The sequence below is a fragment of the Microbacterium sp. KU4F genome (assembly GCF_056868075.1).
Genome location: NZ_CP200324.1, coordinates 189,185 through 207,921, shown reverse-complemented (window position 1 = coordinate 207,921; position 18,737 = coordinate 189,185). Strand labels below are relative to the sequence as shown.

The 18,737-nt window shown below is 69.4% G+C and carries 21 protein-coding genes and 1 pseudogene; 6 read left to right on the top strand and 16 right to left on the bottom strand.

Features of this window, described 5'->3' with window-relative positions:
* Positions 1-152: 152 nt before the first annotated feature.
* The 4 genes from AC1VNH_RS01050 to AC1VNH_RS01035 form a co-directional block, all read right to left on the bottom strand.
* Positions 153-737 carry a transglutaminase domain-containing protein gene (locus AC1VNH_RS01050; protein ID WP_483109512.1) on the bottom strand — a complete coding sequence of 195 codons (585 nt, stop codon included), beginning with the start codon at positions 735-737 and terminating at the stop codon, positions 153-155.
* A gap of 23 nt (positions 738-760) precedes the next feature.
* Positions 761-2,449 carry a DUF2510 domain-containing protein gene (locus tag AC1VNH_RS01045; RefSeq protein WP_483109511.1) on the bottom strand — a complete coding sequence of 563 codons (1,689 nt, stop codon included), beginning with the start codon at positions 2,447-2,449 and terminating at the stop codon, positions 761-763.
* Positions 2,450-2,601: 152 nt separating this feature from the next.
* A complete protein-coding gene (locus AC1VNH_RS01040; RefSeq protein ID WP_483109510.1) occupies positions 2,602-3,132 on the bottom strand; it encodes a gamma carbonic anhydrase family protein in 531 nt (176 codons plus the stop codon).
* A gap of 9 nt (positions 3,133-3,141) precedes the next feature.
* Positions 3,142-5,286: an acyltransferase family protein gene (locus AC1VNH_RS01035; protein WP_483109509.1), complete on the bottom strand. Its 2,145-nt coding sequence runs from the start codon at positions 5,284-5,286 to the stop codon at positions 3,142-3,144.
* A 148-nt stretch (positions 5,287-5,434) separates the two neighbouring features.
* On the opposite strand from AC1VNH_RS01035, the gene AC1VNH_RS01030 reads away from it, so the two are divergent.
* Positions 5,435-5,920 (top strand): Dps family protein, encoded by a 486-nt coding sequence (locus AC1VNH_RS01030; protein WP_137416773.1) that lies wholly within the window; start codon positions 5,435-5,437, stop codon positions 5,918-5,920.
* 60 nt (positions 5,921-5,980) lie between these two features.
* On the opposite strand, the gene AC1VNH_RS01025 is transcribed toward AC1VNH_RS01030, so the two are convergent.
* The 4 genes from AC1VNH_RS01025 to AC1VNH_RS01010 all read right to left on the bottom strand — a co-directional run bounded on the left by AC1VNH_RS01025 (position 5,981) and on the right by AC1VNH_RS01010 (position 8,870).
* Positions 5,981-6,562: a flavin reductase family protein gene (locus AC1VNH_RS01025; RefSeq protein WP_483109508.1), complete on the bottom strand. Its 582-nt coding sequence runs from the start codon at positions 6,560-6,562 to the stop codon at positions 5,981-5,983.
* Between the two features lie 61 nt (positions 6,563-6,623).
* The gene (locus tag AC1VNH_RS01020) at positions 6,624-7,742 is read right to left on the bottom strand and encodes an NAD(P)-binding domain-containing protein (protein ID WP_483109507.1); all 1,119 of its coding nucleotides are present in this window, start codon (positions 7,740-7,742) and stop codon (positions 6,624-6,626) included.
* A 39-nt stretch (positions 7,743-7,781) separates the two neighbouring features.
* A complete protein-coding gene (locus AC1VNH_RS01015) occupies positions 7,782-8,426 on the bottom strand; it encodes an NAD(P)H-binding protein (protein WP_483109506.1) in 645 nt (214 codons plus the stop codon).
* Between the two features lie 33 nt (positions 8,427-8,459).
* Complete coding sequence (locus tag AC1VNH_RS01010) at positions 8,460-8,870, bottom strand: YchJ family protein (RefSeq protein ID WP_483109505.1); 411 nt, start codon at positions 8,868-8,870, stop codon at positions 8,460-8,462.
* Positions 8,871-8,949: 79 nt separating this feature from the next.
* Here AC1VNH_RS01010 and AC1VNH_RS01005 point away from each other — a divergent pair, with 79 nt between their 5' ends.
* From AC1VNH_RS01005 to AC1VNH_RS00995, 3 genes are read left to right on the top strand one after another with little or no spacing between them, the layout of a single operon-like run.
* Complete coding sequence (locus AC1VNH_RS01005) at positions 8,950-9,882, top strand: VOC family protein (RefSeq protein ID WP_483109504.1); 933 nt, start codon at positions 8,950-8,952, stop codon at positions 9,880-9,882.
* A 29-nt stretch (positions 9,883-9,911) separates the two neighbouring features.
* Positions 9,912-10,400, top strand: coding sequence for a hypothetical protein (locus AC1VNH_RS01000; RefSeq protein WP_483109503.1), 489 nt, complete (start codon positions 9,912-9,914; stop codon positions 10,398-10,400).
* Entirely contained in the window at positions 10,400-11,434 is a 1,035-nt protein-coding gene (locus AC1VNH_RS00995) for an FUSC family protein (RefSeq protein WP_483109502.1), read from the top strand. Before AC1VNH_RS01000 ends, AC1VNH_RS00995 begins: the two co-directional genes overlap by 1 nt.
* Before the next feature lie 6 nt (positions 11,435-11,440).
* Here AC1VNH_RS00995 and AC1VNH_RS00990 read toward each other — a convergent pair whose 3' ends face one another.
* The 4 genes from AC1VNH_RS00990 to AC1VNH_RS00975 form a co-directional block, all read right to left on the bottom strand.
* The gene (locus AC1VNH_RS00990) at positions 11,441-11,806 is read right to left on the bottom strand and encodes a TraR/DksA family transcriptional regulator (RefSeq protein WP_483109501.1); all 366 of its coding nucleotides are present in this window, start codon (positions 11,804-11,806) and stop codon (positions 11,441-11,443) included.
* 69 nt (positions 11,807-11,875) lie between these two features.
* The gene (locus AC1VNH_RS00985; RefSeq protein WP_483109500.1) at positions 11,876-12,283 is read right to left on the bottom strand and encodes a hypothetical protein; all 408 of its coding nucleotides are present in this window, start codon (positions 12,281-12,283) and stop codon (positions 11,876-11,878) included.
* Positions 12,284-12,335: 52 nt separating this feature from the next.
* Positions 12,336-12,926: a nucleoside deaminase gene (locus AC1VNH_RS00980; RefSeq protein WP_483109499.1), complete on the bottom strand. Its 591-nt coding sequence runs from the start codon at positions 12,924-12,926 to the stop codon at positions 12,336-12,338.
* Between the two features lie 50 nt (positions 12,927-12,976).
* The gene (locus AC1VNH_RS00975) at positions 12,977-13,972 is read right to left on the bottom strand and encodes a PHP domain-containing protein (protein ID WP_483109498.1); all 996 of its coding nucleotides are present in this window, start codon (positions 13,970-13,972) and stop codon (positions 12,977-12,979) included.
* An 87-nt stretch (positions 13,973-14,059) separates the two neighbouring features.
* On the opposite strand from AC1VNH_RS00975, the gene AC1VNH_RS00970 reads away from it, so the two are divergent.
* Positions 14,060-14,968, top strand: coding sequence for a 5'-3' exonuclease (locus tag AC1VNH_RS00970; protein ID WP_483112669.1), 909 nt, complete (start codon positions 14,060-14,062; stop codon positions 14,966-14,968).
* Here AC1VNH_RS00970 and AC1VNH_RS00965 read toward each other — a convergent pair.
* The 4 genes and pseudogenes from AC1VNH_RS00965 to trpD form a co-directional block, all read right to left on the bottom strand.
* Positions 14,899-15,195, bottom strand: coding sequence for a hypothetical protein (locus tag AC1VNH_RS00965; protein ID WP_483109497.1), 297 nt, complete (start codon positions 15,193-15,195; stop codon positions 14,899-14,901). The two genes, AC1VNH_RS00970 and AC1VNH_RS00965, sit on opposite strands and share 70 nt — an antisense overlap.
* A gap of 28 nt (positions 15,196-15,223) precedes the next feature.
* Positions 15,224-16,201: pseudogene (locus AC1VNH_RS00960) on the bottom strand (MFS transporter); the annotation flags it as partial.
* A gap of 55 nt (positions 16,202-16,256) precedes the next feature.
* On the bottom strand, positions 16,257-16,745 hold the full coding sequence (locus tag AC1VNH_RS00955) for an aromatic ring-opening dioxygenase LigA (protein WP_483109496.1): 489 nt from the start codon (positions 16,743-16,745) through the stop codon (positions 16,257-16,259).
* Between the two features lie 97 nt (positions 16,746-16,842).
* Entirely contained in the window at positions 16,843-17,907 is a 1,065-nt protein-coding gene (trpD, locus tag AC1VNH_RS00950) for an anthranilate phosphoribosyltransferase (protein WP_483109495.1), read from the bottom strand.
* Positions 17,908-18,084: 177 nt separating this feature from the next.
* On the opposite strand from trpD, the gene ctaE reads away from it, so the two are divergent.
* Positions 18,085-18,726: an aa3-type cytochrome oxidase subunit III gene (gene ctaE / locus AC1VNH_RS00945; RefSeq protein WP_274287942.1), complete on the top strand. Its 642-nt coding sequence runs from the start codon at positions 18,085-18,087 to the stop codon at positions 18,724-18,726.
* The last annotated feature ends 11 nt before the right edge of the window (positions 18,727-18,737 follow it).

The window sequence follows — 18,737 nt, the reverse complement described above, 5'->3', positions numbered from 1 at the left end:
GAACGCGGCAAGCCACCCCCGTGGCCCAAACTCTTCTCCGCACACCTGGACATAGCGATGCTCGCGCCACTCGACCGGAACGAAGCCGGGCAGATCACTCACGGGGGCCTCGCTCGCGCCCACCCCCGAACTCGGCCCCGCTCCGTCCTGGCTCACTGCGGCGTCGTGGCGTACGAGCTGATCGAGGCGTCGATCATCCACCGCGCGTCCTCGGAACGCGACGCGTCGCCGTGGAAGCCCGAATCCGGGATGAGCAGGTAGCGGTTGGGGTCGGAGAAATCGTTCCACGTCGTGTCCACGGCCAGCCACGCACCGTCGATGTTGACCTTGTTCCATGCGTGCCCTCCGCCGGAGAAGACGTCTCCGACGACCGTGACGGAGTCCACATCCGCCGCGTGCATGAGCAGGTGATAGGCGTCGGCGTAGCTCGCGCACACGCCGGTCTGCTTCAGCAGCACACCGGCCGCCGTCCGGGCGTCCTCGTACCCGTCCGGGATGACCTCGGCCCCTGTCGCGTTCTTCGCGTCCAGCGCCGCGTGGTCGTAATCGGCGTGCGCGGTCAGCCAATCGTTGAGGGCGACCGCCTTGTCCCGAGCAGACATCCCCGGCGTCGTCGCCTCCGCGACGGCCGCGTCGACCGCCGCCTTGATCTGGGCCTGCTGCGCCTCGATCGCCGAGCGATCCTCGTCGTACGTGATGTACAGCGTCTTGTTGTCGTAGACGCCCGCGCCCTTCACGCCGAGCGCGTACGGATTCTGCGTCAGTGCTTCGTCGAGCGCGTCGTCCCCTGAGGAGCCCCCGGCGCGGAGGTGAGCGCGGAGATGTCCACAGCCTTCGACCCCGCGATCAAGTGCGCCGCGATGAACCGCGTCAGTTCCGTGCTGCCGAACACCGGATATGCGACGTCGGGGTAGGTGTTCACGGTCTCGATGTCGGGATCGACCGGGGCCGCCCCGAGTTGGAACGACGTCGCGCCCGTCGGCGGCGCAGCCGCCAATGCCGCAGCATTGAATGCATCGGCCTCTGCCGCCAGATCCGCCACCGCGGACTGGGGCACATAGGTCCACGTCCCGAGCTGCGTGCCGCGGGCGAACATCGGCACCATGAACCACTCGCGATAGGGACGAGCCTTCGAGGCATCCACATACGTGATGGCGGCGCGCGTCGCACCGTCCAGCGAGGTGAAGGGGATCGTCTTCGGAAGCGCCGCGATGCTCGGCACCGAGGTTCCGATCTCGCTGCGCAGCGTGGCGGTCGCGATCTGGTACGGGAGCGCCCCGACGCCCTGGCCGATTGTGTCGAAGCTCTGGTACGGCGAGAACCGCTTGCCGTCGGTGGCGATCACACCGAAGTCCCACTCCGAGGTGCCGTAGTTCGGCCCTGGCAGGTAGCCGGCGCCTTCTTCGTCCGCGCTCGAGCCCTCATACGCCTTCAATGCATCGTTCTGCCGCTCCGGCCACGGCTCGTTGTCCAGGCTGCTCTGAGTCACGACCGACTCGCTGGTCCACGAGGTGTCGGACGTCGAGCCCAGAAGCGTGTAGCTCCGCGGACCCGTGATCTGAGCTTCCGAGGCGACGACGAGATACTCGGTCGCGCCGTCGACGGCCTGCCAGTTCAAGGAGAGGCTTCCATCGCCGGTGGGCGTGCCGAGACTCGCGACCGGCGTAGCCAGTTCGCGCTTGACGGTGAACATCGTCACGATCGGTTTCGCGAGGGGATTGCCCTCCTTGTCGGCCCGCTGCACGAGGTAGTACTGGTCGTGCAGGGACCACTCCGGGATCGCCGAATCGGCGATGTCGCGCTGGTCGTCTGCCGTGCGCGCATAGGTCGAGTCGTTGGGCACGACGCGGACACGCCGATCATCCGACGGGTACGATTTCGAGCTGGCAGGCTGCACCACCGTGGCGCCGGCCTCGTGCGTCAACGCGGCGTCGTAGTAGACCTGGAACGCCCAGTCGGGCGCCGCACGACCCTCGTCGTACCCCGACTGTTCGGTCTTCGGGCTGTTCGCCGCGTTGACGTCCTCGAGGACATAGTCCACGTCGAAGTGGAACTCGTGATCACGGTCGAGATCCAGCATGGGGTCGGTGTAGTCGTACTGCTCGGACACGTCGGTGTGCAGCGCGGCAGGCACGCCCTCGATCGGACGGAGGAACGTGAACATTCCGACCACGAGCGTCACCACCGCGACGAGCGCAACACCGCCGGTCACACCGAGCCCGATGATGAGCCCCTTACGGCGCTTGCGCGCCGGACGCACGCCCGACTCCGGCGCGGATGCGGGCGCGGCCTGCGCCGGAGCGGATGCGGCCTGCTCGGGCGCGGCGGGCGCGGGCTGCATCGGGGCATCGGGACTCACGTGGGAGGTCCACGCGGTGCCGTCCCAGTAACGTCGCCCACCGCCGCCCGCGGGATCGGGGTACCAACCGGCCGGTGTCGCTTCTGCCATGACGCCCTGATTCTCGAGATGCTGCGGGGACCTCGCACACGTTAACCGAGCAGAGAAAACTCCGCCGTAACCCTTGCGCTTGCCCGGGGGTTCCACGCTAAAGAAGGCATCAGGACGAACTGTCTCGAGCGCCCGGAGTCGTGGAGAGCGAGTCAGCTGGCTGCGGCGTGACGTGCGCTGTGCGCCAGATAGGCCGCGGCGTTGCGTACCAGCCCGGCGCGCTCGTCATCCGTCAGCGCACGCCGCACCTTGCCGGGCACGCCGGCGACCAGGGAGCCGTCGGGGATCTCCGCCCCCTCCAGCACCACTGCTCCCCCGGCGATGAGGCAGCCGGCGCCGATCCGCGCGCCGTTGAGCACGACGGCCCCCATGCCGATCAGACTTCCGTCGCCGATCGTGCAGCCGTGCACGACGGCGTTGTGCCCGATCGACACGTCCTCGCCGATCATCACCGGGTGCCCGCCGTCGACATGAACGCTCACCGAGTCCTGCACGTTGCTGCGGGCGCCGACCGTGATCCTGTCGCCGTCGGCGCGCAGCACCGCGTTGTACCAGACGCTCGCGTTCTCCCCCAGCCGCACGGCGCCGATGAGGCGGGCTCCGGCGGCGACGAACGCGGATGCGGGCACCTCCGGCGCTGTGTCGGCGAGGGCGATCACGGATGCGGATTCCGAGACGGTCATGCCCCGACCCTAACCGGCGGCCCGGTCCAGCGCGGCGCGGATCGCCTCCGTGTACTGCGGCATGAGCGAGTCGACGAAGGTCACCGTGAGGTGGTCCTGGTCGCGGTAGACGTCCGCACCACCCACCACGGGGAAGCACGTCGAATCGTCGCAGTACACGTCGGTGAAGTCGAGCAGTGTGACCCCGTGTGCGCCGTCCGCGGCCTCGCGCAGTGGATCCTTCGCGACGAGCACGTCGGAGCGCGCACCGTCGCAGGCGGCCGCGTCGCGAGTGCGCAGGCACTTGTTGGGGTCCGTCTCCCACACCGGATTGTCGACGACCGTGATGACAGGCACGCCCGCATCCGTCATCTTCGACCACGCCGAGCGGTAGCCCGCCACTGCGGCGTCGTAGGAGGAGTCGTGCCCGGCCGACGCGTACGGCGTCGTCGCGAGGGCGGAGGTGAAAACGACGTCCGGCTTCGCGTCCACGAGCGCCTGATCGACCGCGGTGCGCCACGCCGAGCACGCTGCGCCGAAGGCTCCCGGCGTCGACAGCGGGGTGTCGTTCCACGGACAGGCACCCTTGAAGAAGGTCACCAGACGCCATCCGTTCGCCTCCGCCATGCGCTCGAACGTCGACAGCAGCTGGAACGCGTGGCTGTCGCCGATGAGCGCCACCGTGGGCGCATCCGGCTCATCGGAGCCGAAGGTGCAGCTCACGGGCCGCGCGTCGTTCAACTGGACGAAGCACTGTTCGTCGGCGGGCTTGTCGACGCCGGCGAACCCCGGCGCCGGGAGGATGGTGCCGGATGCGGGCGTGCCCTGGCACTCCGGATCGAGCACGGACTGCGCGCCGAAGCAGGAGGGCGGATCGGTGCGCAGCTGTTCGAGCTGCGCCACGCCGTCGCGGTAGGCGGGCGCGTTCAGCGCCCAGGCACCGCCGGCAGTTCCCGCGACCAGCACCATCGCCGCGAGCGACGCCCAGAGCGTCACACGCGGACGTCGGGAGGTGAGCACCCGCCATGATCGCGCCGGGTCTTCCACGAGCTTCTTGGTCAGCCACGCGAGCACGAAGCAGATCGCCAGCAGCGCGACCCGGTGGTAGATGCTCAGGCCCCAGAACGGCACGGAGGGCGCGATGATGATCAGCGGCCAGTGCCAGAGATAGAGCGAGTACGAGATGTCGCCGGTGAACCGCATCGGCGCGATCGACAGGATGCGGGTCGGGTACCACCATCGGGCAGAGTTGGAAGCCGCGATCACCGCGGCCGCTCCGAGCGCCGGCAGCAGCGCCGCGTAGCCGGGGAAGGGCGTCGAGGAGTCGAACCGGAAGGCTGTGTAGACGAGTGCTGCGATACCGGCCCAGCCGAGCACGAAGCTCGCCGCCGCGTTGCGCACGCGCAGCGCGGGCACGAGCGCCACCATGGCACCGAGTCCGAACTCCCACATCCGACCGAAGGTCACGAAATACGCCGGCGCAGGATCGTTGAGGGTCAGGACGATGCAGAACACGAGGGATGCGGCGCTCACCGCGCCCAGCGCGATCAGGATCGCGCGACGGCGACGTCCCGCGAAGAAGCGGACCCCGATCCATGCCGCAAGGAGCATGATGAGCGGCCAGAGCACATAGAACTGCTCTTCGAGCGACAGCGACCAGTAGTGCTGCACCATCGCCGGCTCGCCGGAATTGCCGAGATAGTCGGCGGACGTCAGTGCGAGATACCAGTTCTCCACATAGAAGGTCGACGCGATGATCTCGCTGACCTCCCGTTGCAGCCCCGAGATGGGCATGAGGTACGGGGATGCGGCGACGATCGCGCAGAAGAGCAGGACGAGAAGCGACGCCGGCAGCAGGCGGCGCGCCCGCCGGGCCCAGAACTGCGCCAAGCGCACAGTTCCGGTGGCCGTCAGCTCGCGCATCAGGTGTCCCGTGATCAGGAAGCCCGAGATCACGAAGAAGACGTCGACACCGACGTAGCCGCCGGGGATCCGACCCGGCCAGAAGTGGTAGAGCACGACCAGAAGCACGGCGATCGCACGCAGGCCCTGCACGTGAGGGATGAAGCGCGAGGGTTCCGCGTGCTCGGGCGACGCACCAGTCGGCTGGCGTCGGCGCAGGCGCGCGGGCTCGTCCAGGTTCTGCGGTGTCCGGGCGGGTTCTGAGGCTGACACCCTCCGACGTTAGCCGCAGGTTCCCCAGATTCCCGTCTGCGGCGCGATCTCCGATCGTGTGAGCCCAGCCTCATCTTGCTTGCGGAATTTCTCCGGCTGGCTAGCGTTTGATTCAGCAGATGCGACTGCCCCAACGGAAGGCTTTGTCATGACGAAGAACCAGACCATCCCCGCCAGCGCTGCCGACCCGACCGTCGCCGCCGGAGCCGCGCAGTTCCTCACCCCCGTCACCCTCGGCCTGCAGGCCCTCGCCGTCACCGGCAAGCAGGCGCACTGGAACGTGCGCGGCGCGAACTTCATCGCGATCCACGAGCTCCTGGACTCCGTCGTGGAGCACGCGCAGGGCTGGGCCGACGAGACCGCCGAGCGTATCGTCGCCCTGGGTCTGCCGGTGGATGCGCGCTTGTCCACGATCGCTGCGAAGGTGGCGCCCTCGTCGGTGCCTGCCGGCTTCACGCAGTGGGACGACATGATCCGTCACGTCGTGGCCGACATCGACACGATCATCGTCGACGTCCAGACGGCGATCGACGGCCTGGACGAGATCGACCTCACGAGCCAGGACATCGTCATCGGTATCCGTGCCGGCCTGGAGAAGGACCGCTGGTTCCTCTCGGCCCACCTCGCCGAGTAAGCGGACCACACGACAAGACCCCCGCCCTCCGAGGAGGCGGGGGTCTTGTCGTGAAAGGGGTCAGTCGATCCGCGAGTGGTCGCCGAGCCGGTGCCACGAGCGGTTGTGGTAGACCAGCGCGTCGCCGTGCTCACCGGGCTGCACGTCCCGGTTGATGCCCGACTGCAGGGCGTGGGCTGCGATGACGGTCGAGCCGCCCGCGTTCATGCGCTCGATGATGGCGCAGCGCACCCAGGCCCGGACCCCGTTGTAGACGGGCTCCCCGGTGACCAGGCGGCTCCAGCTCTCGGGATCGGCGAAGCGGTCGATGCCGCTCGTCGATGCGAGCTTCGCGACACCGAGGTCGTCGCTGTCGAGCAGGTGGACCACGACGGTATCGGCCGCGAGGATCGCGGGGGTGGCCGACGACAGAGCGGAGACGGAGAAGATCAGCAGCGGCGGCTCCGCGCTCACCGACGAGACCGAGGTGGCGGTCAGCGCGACGGGACCCTCCGGTCCTTCAGCAGTGATGACCGCAACGCCGCCGGGGTGACCGCGGAACAGTGCCTTGAACTCGTCCGGCGACAGCGAGGCGCCGGCGAAACGGTCGCGTTCGGCGCCGTGCTCGCCGAGCGGGTTCGACAGGGGTGCGGGAGTGGTCATACTTCGACGCTACGACTTTCGTGTTTCGGGTAGGGCACGTGGCGACACACAGCGCAACGCATCATCCGGCGATCGCCACCTCGGGCGCCTCCAGCACGCCGTCCGCCATCAGCTGGCGCACGGCGGAGCGCCCGGCCCGGTTGGCACCGACCGTGGACTGCGAGGGCCCGTAGCCGATGAGGAACAGCCGCGACTCGTCCAGCGCGCGCGAGTCCTCGACCCGGATACCGCCCGCCGGTGTCCGCAGCCGAAGCGGCGCGAGGTGGTCGAGAGCGGGGCGGAAGCCCGTCGCCCAGAGGATCACGTCGGCAGGTTCCAGGGTGCCGTCGGGCATCCGTACGCCGTCGGGCTCGATCGCGCGGAACATCGGATGCCGCACGAGCACACCTCGCCGCTCGGCTTCGCGCGCCCACGGGGTCCAGTGCATCCCGGTGACAGAGATGACGCTGCCCGCGGGAAGACCCTGACGCACCCGCTCCTCGACGCCGGCGATCGCTGCGACACGCGCAGGGATGTCGAACTCGTCATCGCGCCATTCCGGCTCGCGCCGGGTGACCCAGAACGTGTCCGCGACACGTGAGATCTCCTCGAGCAGTTGCACCCCCGACACGCCGGCGCCGACGATCACCACGCGCTTGCCCGCGAACTGCTCCGCGGAGACGTAGTCGTGCACATGCAGCTGCGTGCCGCGGAAGCTCTCACGCCCCGGCACCGCCGGCCAATGGGGACGCGTCCAGGTACCCGTCGCATTGATCACGTATCTCGCCGAGAAGCTCCCCGCATCCGTGTCGACCCGCAACCGTTCGCCGTCACGCGAGACCGCCCGTACGCGAACGGGGCGGCGCACCCGGAGGTCGAAGCGTTCCTCGTATGCGGCGAAGTACGGCGGGAGCACATCGCGGCTGGACGACGCGGGATCGGCCGGCGGAACCGGGAAGCCGGGGAGCTCGTGGATACCGTTCACGGTCGCCATCCGCAGCGACTCCCACCGGTGCTGCCACGCCCCGCCCGGCGCGGATTCGGCGTCGAGCACCACGAAGCTCCGCGAATCGCGGGCCGGTGCATCGATGGGGCGGAACCCCCGACGGTGCAGGTGGTAGGCGGCGGAGAGTCCCGCCTGACCGGCTCCGATGACGACGACATCCACGGGCACGCCGACGGCGGGATCGGATGCGGTCATGCTCCCGTCAACGCCCGCGGCGCGCGGCGCATTCCACGCTCAGACAGACAGCGCCTCGGCGATCGGCGTGTCGCCCGCTCCGAAGCGGATCGTGCGTCGAACGGTCACGGGATCGGCGAGGGTCGCGGCGATCACCGCGGCGACATCGGCACGGGAGACCTCTCCCCGCCCCGTCGGCTCGGTGGTGATGTGCCCCGTCGCCTCATCCGAGGTCAGGGTCCCGGGCCCGAGCACGGTCCACTCGAGAGAACTGCGTCGCAGGTGCTCGTCGGCCGCCAGCTTCGCGTCGGCGTAGGGGAAGAACGAGTCGGAGGGATCGATGCCGTGATCCGGCGAGGAGCCGATCCACGAGACCATCACGAAACGCGAGGCGGAGGCCGCCTCCGCCGCATCCATGGCGCGAATGGCGGCGTCACGATCGACGGCGTAGGTGCGGGCCGCGTCGCCTCCGCCGGCGCCCGCCGACCACACCACGGCGTCGAAACCCTCGAAGGCATCGGACAGCGTCTTCGTATCCGCGGCGGCGACGTCCAGAACCAGCGCGCTCGCCCCCGCCGCGCGCACGTCGTCGACGTGGTCGGGGTTGCGCACGACGGAGGTGACCTCGTCACCCCGCGCCACGAGCAGGGGGGCCAGCAGGAGAGCGATCTTGCCGTGTCCACCGATGATGAGGATGCGAGACATGTTCCGTCCTTTCGCGTCGTGGGGTGTCCCAGCCTACGTAGCGGGCTCCGGGAGCGGGCCGGGCGGATCGAGGACACCGTCGAGATACCACCATCGGGCGCTCTGCTTCACGAACCGACTGCGTTCGTGAAGCACACCCGATGAAGAACCCTCGCGCCACGCCGCACGAAACTCCACGGTGCCCTTGCGGTCGTCCAGTGAGCCGCCCGTCGCGTCGAGGATCGTCAGGCCGAGCCAGCGCATGTCACGCTCGAGGGTCAACTCCGACGGTCGCGTGCCCGGATGCCAGGTGTCGATGAGATAGTCCGCGTCCAGACGGACGAACGCGGTGTAGCGCGAACGCATGAGCGCCTCGGCGGTCGTCGGGGGCGTGCCCGCCAGTGCGGGACCGCAACACTCCCCGAAAGAGCGGCCACTCCCGCAGGGACACCGATGTATCTCCATCCGATGATCCTCACCCGCTCGCCGATCCGACGCAATATTCGCCGTCGCGTCGATGTTGGACTCTTCAGCAGCCGAAGAAATGAGCACCATGAACAGCGCACCCGCCCCACTATCCGGGGAACTCCTGCCCGATGACACGATGATGGATGCGGTGACCCTCCGCGTCGGCGATCTCGAGAAGATGACCGGCTTCTACGGGTCCGCGATCGCGCTGGAGCCCATCGAGGAACGCGCTCGCGGGCGCGAGGTCCATCGCGTCCTCGGACGCGGCGGAGTCCCCATGGTGCGCCTCGTGCACACACCCGACCTGCCCCTCGCCGCGCCCGGCTCGGCCGGGCTCTTCCACACCGCGTTCCTCTTCGACGACGCCGCGACCCTGGCCGCCACTGTCTACCGGACCGCCCAGGACGGCCGCGCCCGGTTCACCGGATCGAGCGATCATCTCGTCAGCGAGGCGTTCTACTTCACGGACCCCGAGGGCAACGGCATCGAGTTGTACACCGACCGGTCACGCGATCTCTGGCGTCACGTCGACGGCGAAGTGCAGATGGACACGTTGTTCCTGGATCCGAACGAGTACCTGCGCACGCACCTCACGCAAGACGGTCTCGATCGCGTGTCGGCCGAGCCAGGCCGGGTCGGACACGTCCATCTCCAGGTGGGCGACATCGCCCCCGCCCGTCGGTTCTACGTTGACGCGCTCGGCTTCACGCCCTCGTTCACCGCAATTCCGACCGCGCTGTTCGCGTCGGCCGGCGGGTACCACCATCATGTCGCGATGAACACCTGGAACAGCGCGGGCGCTGGTCCCCGGGCGGCGAGTCTCGGCCTGGGCGAGCTGGCACTGGCCGTGCCCGAGCGTGCCGCGCTGGACGCACTGACCGACCGGCTGCGCCGCGTGAACGTCGCGTTCGACGACGACGGTCGCGCGGTGACGGCGTACGACCCCTGGGGCACACGGGTCACGGTGACCATCGACGCCACGAGCACGGACGAGCTGCTGACACGGTGATGCGGCGCCGCGCCACGTACCCTGAACGGGTGGCCTCCGACACCGAAACCCTCCGCTTCGTCACTCCGCGCGGCCGCCTGCTCGTGATCGCGGCGCTGTGCGCCGTGATCACCGCGATGGGTGTGGTCATCGTCATCCTCAACATCGACAACACACCGAGTCTGCTGCTCGGCGTCGCCGTCGTCGGCATCTTCGGGCTGGGCGGCGGATTCTCGCTGGTCGGCCAGTTCCGAAACGCGACCGTGCTGCGAGCAGATGCCGAGGGCATCCGGGTCGCACGTATGGGTGCGGCACCGTGGGGCGACGTCGATCGGATCGCCACCACCGCCAAGGGAGAGCTCGGCATCCGGATGCGCCGCACCGAGGCCCTCCTCGCCGGCGCACACAACAGCCACACACGCGAGAGCCTGCGGGCGCAGCGGGAGCGCAGCGGCGGATACGACCTGACCTTCACCGCGCACGACCTCGGGTGCCCGCCCTCGGATGCCGCACGGTCGCTGCGCGCGCTCCAGCCCTGATGGCCCGCCTCTCGCTCCCGGTCACGGTGCGCGCGACCCAGCGCGCACCGCTGCTGCTGGTCGTCAAATCCGCCGTCGCGACCGTGGGGGCATGGCTCCTCTCGCAATGGCTGATCCCGGGTCCACCACCGGTCTTCGCGGCGATCGCCGCGGTCCTGGTGGTCCAACCGAGCCTGAACCAGTCGTTCACGCGCGCGATCGAACGCTCCGTCGGCGTCATCGCCGGCGTGCTGCTCGCCTCCGCGCTCGGGCTCGCGTTCGGCAACAGCACCTGGGTCGTGCTCCTCGCCGCGGGTGCGGGGCTGCTCGTCGCCTGGGCGCTGCGTCTGTCCCCCACCGCCTCCACGCAGATCGCGATCAGCGCCATCCTCGTGCTCTCGCTGGGGCCGGCCACCCCCGACTACGCGCTCGATCGGATCCTGGAGACCTTGCTGGGTGCGGCCATCGGCTTCGTCGTCAACATCGCCATCGTCCCTCCCGTGGCGATCGCCCCGGCCCGCGAGGCGACCGATCGGCTGTCGACGGAACTGGCCGCGTCCCTGGACCGACTCGCCGACGCACTCGAGACGCAGCGTTCTCCGGGCGAACTGGAGGCGCTGATGGTCGAGGCGCGGCTCCTGCGCCCGATGCGGGATGCGGCGGAGCGCGCGATCGGCGGCGGAGCGGAATCTCTCGCGCTCAATCCCCGCAGCCGGCGGCATCGCACGGAGCTCGCCGAACTCAGAGACCGCCTGGATCTCTACACGCCGATCGTGACGCAGGTCACCGGCATGACACGTGCCGTGTACGACCATTACGCGCCCGAGATCGTCACCGACCCCCAGGTCCGAGCCCTCGCGGAGCAGATGCGCCGCGCGGCGCACGACCTGGAGCGCACCCGCGGTTCGCAGGCGGCACCGATCGACGAGCCGCCCGCGCTCACCACGCCGCTGCAGATCGCTCGTCCGCCGTCCGCCCACTGGGTGCTCATCGGCTCTCTGCTGGAGGATCTGCACCGCATCCACCACAGCCTCGTGGAACGCGAGGACGCCTAGGAGCGCTCAGCGGCGCCCCTCGGCGCACGGCACGCACAGCGTCGCGGTCGGGCGCACGAGCAGTCGGCCCACCGGGATGTCACGTCCACACGACTCGCATACCCCGAAGGTGCCGTCGCCCAGTCTGCGCAGCGCATTGTCGACCTCTTCGATCTCGGCGGCTGCCGCACGACGCAGCCCCTCCAGCCGGGACCACTCGTCACTGAGCGTGGCGCCCTCGGGGTCGTGCTCGTCGTCGGCACCCGCAGGATCGTTGCGGGCGTCCTGCACGCTACGGATGGCCTCACCCCGCGCCGTCAGGCGCGCCGACGCGTCGCGGCGCAACGACGTCAGCAGCTCCGCGAACACGGCGGGGTCGATCTGGTCGTTCACACGCCCATCGTGCCCGGAATCACCGTGAATCCGAGAGGCTGGACGTCGACCGCATGATCGTTCACAGGCTCATCGTGCCGTGACGACCACCGTGAACTCGAGCGGCTGGATCCCGCCGTCCCTGTTCATCATCGTGACGCTCGTGGTCCCGGCCGACAGCGCGCGCACGCCCGGATTGAAGGTGGCACTCCCGTCGTTCTTGCCCGCGACGAACTCGGCGACGACCCCGTCGGCGACGGTGCCGGTGTAGCTGTCTACCGCGAGGTCGCCGGTGTCGATGTTCAGCGTCTGACCCACGACCAGATCGACGCTGGCTCCCTGGAGATCGCCCGCCGACACGGTCACGGGCGCGACGATGTCGCCACCGATCGGCGTCGCGTCCCCCGTCGGCGACGACGAGGACGCGGGCGAGCAGCCCGCCATGAGAAGGGACACGGTGACGACGGCGGCACCGAACGTGAGCCTGCTGAGCTTCATGTGGTCAGTATCGCCGCGCAGCGTCCCGCCGTCGGTCACGATCGCGCAACGGTCAGTCGACGGCGCCTCGAGCGTTGTACACGACGGAGTCGCTCGCCCCGTACGCCCGGTAGACCTCGACGGCCTCGTCGTGACGGATGCCGATCGTCACGCGGATGCCGCGGCGCTCGAACTGGGCGGCCCAGTCGTCCACGACGGGTCCTTCGTCGAAACCCGTGAGCTCCTCGAGGAGCGGGCCCTCGCCGGCGACGACGAGCGAACGCACGCCGCTCCACATCGTGGCCCCGTAGCACATGACGCACGGACGCCAGTTGACGACGAGTTCGAGCTCGGCACCGTCCGCGCCCAGGTCCCAGCGCCCGAGTGCGGTCTGCGCGAGGCTCAACGTCGTCACCTCCGCGTGCATGGAGGTGAGACCCGAGGCGAGCACGACGTTCACGCCCGCCGAGACGAGGCGCCCGGTGACCGAGTCGACCACGATCGCCGCGAACGGCCCGCCGCTTCCCTCGCGCCAGTTGCGGTCGGCGAGGGCGTTGACGAGATCCATCCGCTCCTCCGCGGTCGGAAGCACCTCGGGGAGCGAATCGAGCTCGTCGAGGAGCCAGGAGGGCAGGGATGCGGAGATCGAGGAAGCGAGAGGCATGAGGACATCCTGTCCGGGGCACATGTCGGCCCTGTTACACGGCGTCGCGCTCAGCGATCGCGTGCCAGCCAGCACCGGAGCCGATCCAGCGGCCACGTCGTGACGATCCGCTCCGCCGGCACACCTGCGCGCTCGGCCCGCGCAGCACCGTGGTCGAGGAGCGACAGCTGTCCCGGCGCGTGGGCGTCGCTGTCGATCGCGAACAGGCAACCCGCATCCAGCGCGATCGCGATCAGCTCGTCCGGCGGATCCTGCCGTTCGGGTCGGGAGTTGATCTCCACCGCGACGCCGCGCTCGGCGCAGGCCGCGAACACGCGCTCCGCATCGAAATCGGATGGCGGGCGCGTCCCGCGCGAGCCCTCGACGAGGCGTCCGGTGCAGTGACCGAGGACGTCCGTGTGCTCATCGCGCACGGCTCGCAGCATCCGTGCGGTCATCTCGGCACCCGCCATCCGGAGCTTCGAATGGACGCTTGCCACGACCACGTCCAGCCGCGCGAGCATCTCCGAGGTCTGATCGAGTGACCCGTCTTCGAGGATGTCGACCTCGATGCCGCTGAGCACCGTGAACCCGTCCCCGGAGTACTGCGGGAGTTCCTCGAGCTGCTGAGCGAGCCGTTCAGCCGTGAGGCCGTTGGCCACGCGCAGCCGCGGCGAGTGATCCGTGAGGGCGACGTACTCGCGGCCCATTGCACGCGCCGCGTCCGCCATCGCCGCGATGGGCGCCTGTCCGTCGGACCAGTTCGAGTGCGCGTGAAGATCGCCGCGAAGTCGAGCGAAGAGCGTGCTCGACTCCTCCGGCGCAACGCGGTCCCTCAGCTCCGCCAGGTAGTCGGGGACGACCCCCGACGCGGCCTGCAGGATCACCTCGAGCGAGCTCTTCCCGATCCCTTTCGTGCGCCGCAGGGTCTCAGGGTCCGACCGCGCCGCCTGCGGCAGCTCGGCCACTGCCTCTGCTGCCGCACGAAAAGCCTGGGACCGATAGCGCGACGCGCGCTCGCGTTCGAGCAGCGTCGCGATCTCGCGGAGCGCGTCGATGGGATCCATCGCCCCAGTGTGCCCGCGTCCGCCTCACGTGTCAGGGGCACTCACGAAAGCCGACGCGCGTGGCAGGATGAGCCCGTGTCCCGCCTCATGCTCCTCGACACCGCATCGCTGTACTTCCGCGCCTTCTACGGCGTCCCCGATTCGGTGAAGGCTCCGAACGGACAGCCGATCAACGCCGCCCGCGGGCTGCTCGACATCGTCGCCAAACTCGTCAGCACCTACGAGCCGACCCACCTCGTCGCGTGTTGGGACGACGACTGGCGCCCCGACTGGCGCGTGCAGCTCATCCCGAGCTACAAGACCCACCGCGTGGTCGCCGAGGTGGAGAGCGGCCCCGATGTCGAGGAGGTCCCCGACCCGCTGGAGGCGCAGATCCCGCTGATCCGCACGTCACTCGACCTGCTCGGCATCCCGGTCGTCGGGGCCGCTGCGCACGAGGCGGACGACGTCATCGGCACTCTGGCGACGGATGCGGGGATGCCCGTCGACATCGTCACCGGCGACCGCGACCTGTTCCAGCTCGTCGACGACGCCGCGGAGGTTCGTGTGGTCTACACGGCCCGCGGCATGAGCAATCTCGAGATCGTGACGGATGAGGTCGTGCGCACGAAGTACGGCGTCGCACCCCACCAGTACGCCGACTTTGCTGTGCTCCGCGGCGACGCATCCGATGGTCTTCCGGGAGTCGCGGGCATCGGCGAGAAGACCGCGGCCACGCTGCTCACCGCGCACGGAGACCTCGCGGGCGTCATCGCCGCGGCGACGGCCGGCGAGGGAATGAGCGCGGGGGTACGTGCGAAAGTCGCCGCCGGCGCCGACTACCTGGCCGTCGCCCCCACGGTCGTCCGCGTGGTGCGAGACCTCGAGCTGCCGGCATTCGACGCGACCCTTCGTGAGGTCTCCCCCGACGCTGCGGCGTTCGCCGATCACTGGGGTCTGGGAACCGCGTTCGCGCGGGCCACGAACGCCATCGCCGCGAGGATCGCGACCGCGTAACCGACCGCGACGGCCAGCATGAGAACCAGCGGCCCCTGCCATCCGCCGGTCGCCTCGTGCAGGGCACCCGCGATCGGGGCACCGAAGGCCCCGATGCCGTAGCCACCGCCCTGGACGAGGGCGGAGATGGTCGTGGCCTCCGCATCCGTGCGGGCCACGGTGACCACGGCGGAGAAGATCGCGACGAACCCGCCCGCGTGCGCAAGAGCGCCGAAGGACAGCCACACCCACCATGAGCTCGGGAGCGCACAGCATGCCCACGGTCAGCGTCAGCCAGCAGACGCTGATGGTCAGCGGCACGACGATGCGCGGGGTGTAGCGGGCGAGAACCGGCACGAGGAAGGACCCCGCGATGGCCACGCCCTGGAAGATGGAAGCGAGCGCGCCCGCACCGGATCGGTCGAGCCCCAGTTCGTCGGCTCCGATCGAGGGCAGCCACGTCGAGAGCGCGTAGTAGATGGTGACTTGGAGCGAGAAGGCGCCCAGCAGCAGCCAGACCACCGGCCGCCGGAAGACGCCGCCTTTCGCGGACACGACGGGCAGCGGCCCCGTCAGCGCTGCGACGTCGTCGACGGAACGCGCGCCGGCGGATGCGGCGGAGGGCGCGCCGGAGAAGCGTTCTCCCCACAGCGCACCTCGCCGACGCTCTCGCGCGAGATGCACGCTCCACACGGCGACCCCGGCGAAGGTCAACACGGACCAGCCCACCAGAGCGAGGTTCCAGCCGACGACCTCGGCGATCGGAGCGGTCAGCAGCGACGTCACCAGCGAACCCGCGTTGAGTGTCGCCGTGTAGGAGGCGGTGACGAACGCGACGCGGTCCGGCGGCACGTCGCGACGGATGACCACCGGGATCACGACGTTTCCGATCGTGATCGCCGCACCGATGACGATCATCCCCGTCAGCAGCGCGGGATAGCCGGGAAGGGCGCGGATCGCGGTGCCGAGGAGGACGCCGGTCAAGGTCACCAGCAGGGCCAGCTCGGCGCCCGCGCGACGGATCACGAGAGCCGCGATCGGCGTGAGCAGCGCGAACATGAGCACCGGCGCGGTGGTCAGCAGTCCCGCGGATGCCGCCCCGATCCCCAGATCGTCCTCGATCTGGCGGATCACCGGCGTTGGAGCGACGATCGGGCCACGCAGGCTCAGCGCGGCGACGAGCAGCCCGATGACGACGAGGAACGGAAATGCCCGCCCCGCACCCCCAGCATGGGGCGGGGCGGGCGGGCTCATCCGTCCAGTCTATGAATGCGGGTCGGATCGGGCGTCACGCCGACCCGCGACCGGATCAGGCGCCGGAGACGTTCGAGCGACGAACGACGACCGGAACCGCGGCGAGCCGGTAGATGGCCGAGCCGAACAGGATCGACAGCACGCCGATTCCCATTGCGAACGCGGCGACGCCGAAGGAGACGACCGAGGTGAACAGCGAGGCCCGCAGGAACGAGGCGTTCATCATCGTGGCGCGCACCGGGTCGTCCTGGTCGAGTTCGGCGTACGTCGCTCCGCCCGATGCCTTGAGCGCGTGGTGCTGGATGATGTCGGCCTGCACGTATGCGGTGAAGGGGCCGTCGACGACCTGCCCCTGGAAGGCCATCGCGTCGTCGGGGACGACGATGTTCTCCGCGCGCAGCTGGGACGACACCGTCGCCCAGACGATGATGCCCACGACGATGAGGGCGACGCCGCCCAGGATTCCCAGGACTGCGGCGATCTTGACGAAGCCGACCTTCTTGGCGGGTGCCTCGATGGTGTCGGCGGTGGCGGGGGTGGACATCTCTGCTCCTCGGTGGGTTCGAACGGTGGTGATTCGAACCTACGGGTCCGCTGTGAGCGGCCGAAAGGGAGGGCGCCGTGAATATCGACCCGGGCGCTCAGTCGGCAGCGAGCTCCTGCGTCGTCGCCGCCCAGGTGGCGAGCGTGCGCTCGGCCGCACCGCTGTCGATCGCCGCCGCCGCCTCGTCCTTCGCCTCCGCGAGGCGCTCGAGGATCGGGCGCTGCACCTCGGCCGCATCCTGCGACAGCCGGTACGAGACCAGACCGGCCGCCGTGTTGAGCAGCACGATGTCGCGCACCGGACCGGCCTCGCCGGCGAGCACTCGTCTCACGACATCGGCGTTGTGCGCGGGCGAGCCGCCGATGAGCTCGGAGATGTCGGCGAGCGGGATGCCGAGATCCCGCGGATCCAGGTCGTGCTCGTGCACGTCTCCGCGTGAGATCTCCCAGATCCGGCTGTGGCCGGTCGTGGTCAGCTCGTCCAGCCCGTCGTCGCCGCGGAAGACGAGGGCCGTCGCACCGCGGGTGCGGAAGACTCCCGTGATCAGCGGCACGCGGTCGAGGTGCGCGACGCCCACGGCGTTGGCCTCCGCGCGCGCCGGGTTGCACAGCGGCCCCAGGAAGTTGAAGACCGTCGGAACGCCGAGTTCGGCCCGCGTCGGACCGGCATGGCGGAATCCCGGATGGAACGCCGCCGCGAACGCGAAGGTGATGCCGGCGCGCTCGAGCGTCGTCGCGACCGCATCCGGACTGAGGGTCAGATCGATACCGAGCTCGCGCAGCACGTCGGAGGAGCCCGACGAGGAGCTCGCCGCCTTGTTGCCGTGCTTGACGACCGGCACCCCGGTGGATGCGGCGACGATCGCCGCCGTCGAGGAGATGTTCACGGTGCCGAACCGGTCGCCGCCCGTGCCCACGATGTCGAGCACTTCTGCGGGCACGGGCAGCGGAAGAGCCGCCGCGAGGATGGCGTCGCGGAAACCCACGATCTCATCGACGGTCTCGCCCTTCGCGCGCAGCGCGATGAGGAAACCGGCCAACTGCGAGGGCGTCGCCTCGCCCGCCATGATCTGCTGCATCGCCCACGTCGCGTCCGACACGCTGAGGTCGGCACCCCCGAGCAATTCCGTCAGGATGTCGGACCAGGTGCGCACGGGGAACATGGTTCCCGATCCTACCGAGCGCGTCCGCCCGACGGCGGCTATGACCCGGCCGCTCGGATCACCGGATGCCGAGCGTCTTCACGGCCGGCTCGCCGCATTCTCTTAGGTCGCCCTAAGCTGCGACAAGGCCCGTTCGGGGGCGCGAGGTGCAAGAGTCGGCCGTGAATATCGGTCATAATGGTGAGCGTGACGACGCCAGCGACATATAACCAGGCCCTCCGTTCGGTCAAACGGCCAGATCCGGTCGCCGTGGGGACAATCGTCTGGCTCGGCAGCGAGGTGATGTTCTTCGCGGGCCTGTTCGCGATCTACTTCACGCTGCGCAGCACCTCCCCCGACCTGTGGGCGCAGGAGACGGAGCTCTTGAACGTTCCGTTCGCGGCCGTCAACACCCTGGTGCTGGTCCTGTCCAGCTTCGCGTGCCAGTTCGGCGTCTTCGCCGCAGAGCGCTTCCAGCCCTACCGCACGGGGTCGTTCTGGAACCTGCGCCGCTGGGGCATGGTCGAGTGGTTCTTCCTCACCTTCTTCATGGGCGCGGTCTTCGTCTCCGGTCAGGTGTGGGAGTACGCGCAGCTCGTCACCGAGGGCATGCCGATCACGGCCAACGCCTACGCATCTGCGTTCTACCTGACGACCGGCTTCCACGCGCTGCACGTCACCGGCGGCCTCGTCGCGTTCCTGCTCGTCATCGGCCGCGCCTACGCGGTCAAGAACTTCGGGCGCAAGGAGATGACCACCTCGATCGTCGTGTCCTACTACTGGCACTTCGTCGACGTGGTCTGGATCGCCCTGTTCCTCGTCATCTACTTCCTGAAATAAGAAGCCGGAGC

Bases quoted from the DNA above. Each gene is read 5' to 3' on its own strand.
- AC1VNH_RS01045 (WP_483109511.1), bottom strand. From the start codon at position 2,449: ATGGCAGAAGCGACACCGGCCGGTTGGTACCCCGATCCCGCGGGCGGC.
- AC1VNH_RS00975 (WP_483109498.1), bottom strand. From the start codon at position 13,972: ATGGATCCCATCGACGCGCTCCGCGAGATCGCGACGCTGCTCGAACGC.
- AC1VNH_RS00970 (WP_483112669.1), top strand. From the start codon at position 14,060: ATGCTCCTCGACACCGCATCGCTGTACTTCCGCGCCTTCTACGGCGTC.
- AC1VNH_RS00995 (WP_483109502.1), top strand. From the start codon at position 10,400: ATGGCCCGCCTCTCGCTCCCGGTCACGGTGCGCGCGACCCAGCGCGCA.
- AC1VNH_RS01040 (WP_483109510.1), bottom strand. From the start codon at position 3,132: ATGACCGTCTCGGAATCCGCATCCGTGATCGCCCTCGCCGACACAGCG.
- AC1VNH_RS01030 (WP_137416773.1), top strand. From the start codon at position 5,435: ATGACGAAGAACCAGACCATCCCCGCCAGCGCTGCCGACCCGACCGTC.
- AC1VNH_RS01020 (WP_483109507.1), bottom strand. From the start codon at position 7,742: ATGACCGCATCCGATCCCGCCGTCGGCGTGCCCGTGGATGTCGTCGTC.
- AC1VNH_RS01025 (WP_483109508.1), bottom strand. From the start codon at position 6,562: ATGACCACTCCCGCACCCCTGTCGAACCCGCTCGGCGAGCACGGCGCC.
- ctaE (WP_274287942.1), top strand. From the start codon at position 18,085: ATGGTGAGCGTGACGACGCCAGCGACATATAACCAGGCCCTCCGTTCG.
- trpD (WP_483109495.1), bottom strand. From the start codon at position 17,907: ATGTTCCCCGTGCGCACCTGGTCCGACATCCTGACGGAATTGCTCGGG.
- AC1VNH_RS00955 (WP_483109496.1), bottom strand. From the start codon at position 16,745: ATGTCCACCCCCGCCACCGCCGACACCATCGAGGCACCCGCCAAGAAG.
- AC1VNH_RS01015 (WP_483109506.1), bottom strand. From the start codon at position 8,426: ATGTCTCGCATCCTCATCATCGGTGGACACGGCAAGATCGCTCTCCTG.
- AC1VNH_RS01010 (WP_483109505.1), bottom strand. From the start codon at position 8,870: ATGGAGATACATCGGTGTCCCTGCGGGAGTGGCCGCTCTTTCGGGGAG.
- AC1VNH_RS00985 (WP_483109500.1), bottom strand. From the start codon at position 12,283: ATGAAGCTCAGCAGGCTCACGTTCGGTGCCGCCGTCGTCACCGTGTCC.
- AC1VNH_RS01005 (WP_483109504.1), top strand. From the start codon at position 8,950: ATGAGCACCATGAACAGCGCACCCGCCCCACTATCCGGGGAACTCCTG.
- AC1VNH_RS00980 (WP_483109499.1), bottom strand. From the start codon at position 12,926: ATGCCTCTCGCTTCCTCGATCTCCGCATCCCTGCCCTCCTGGCTCCTC.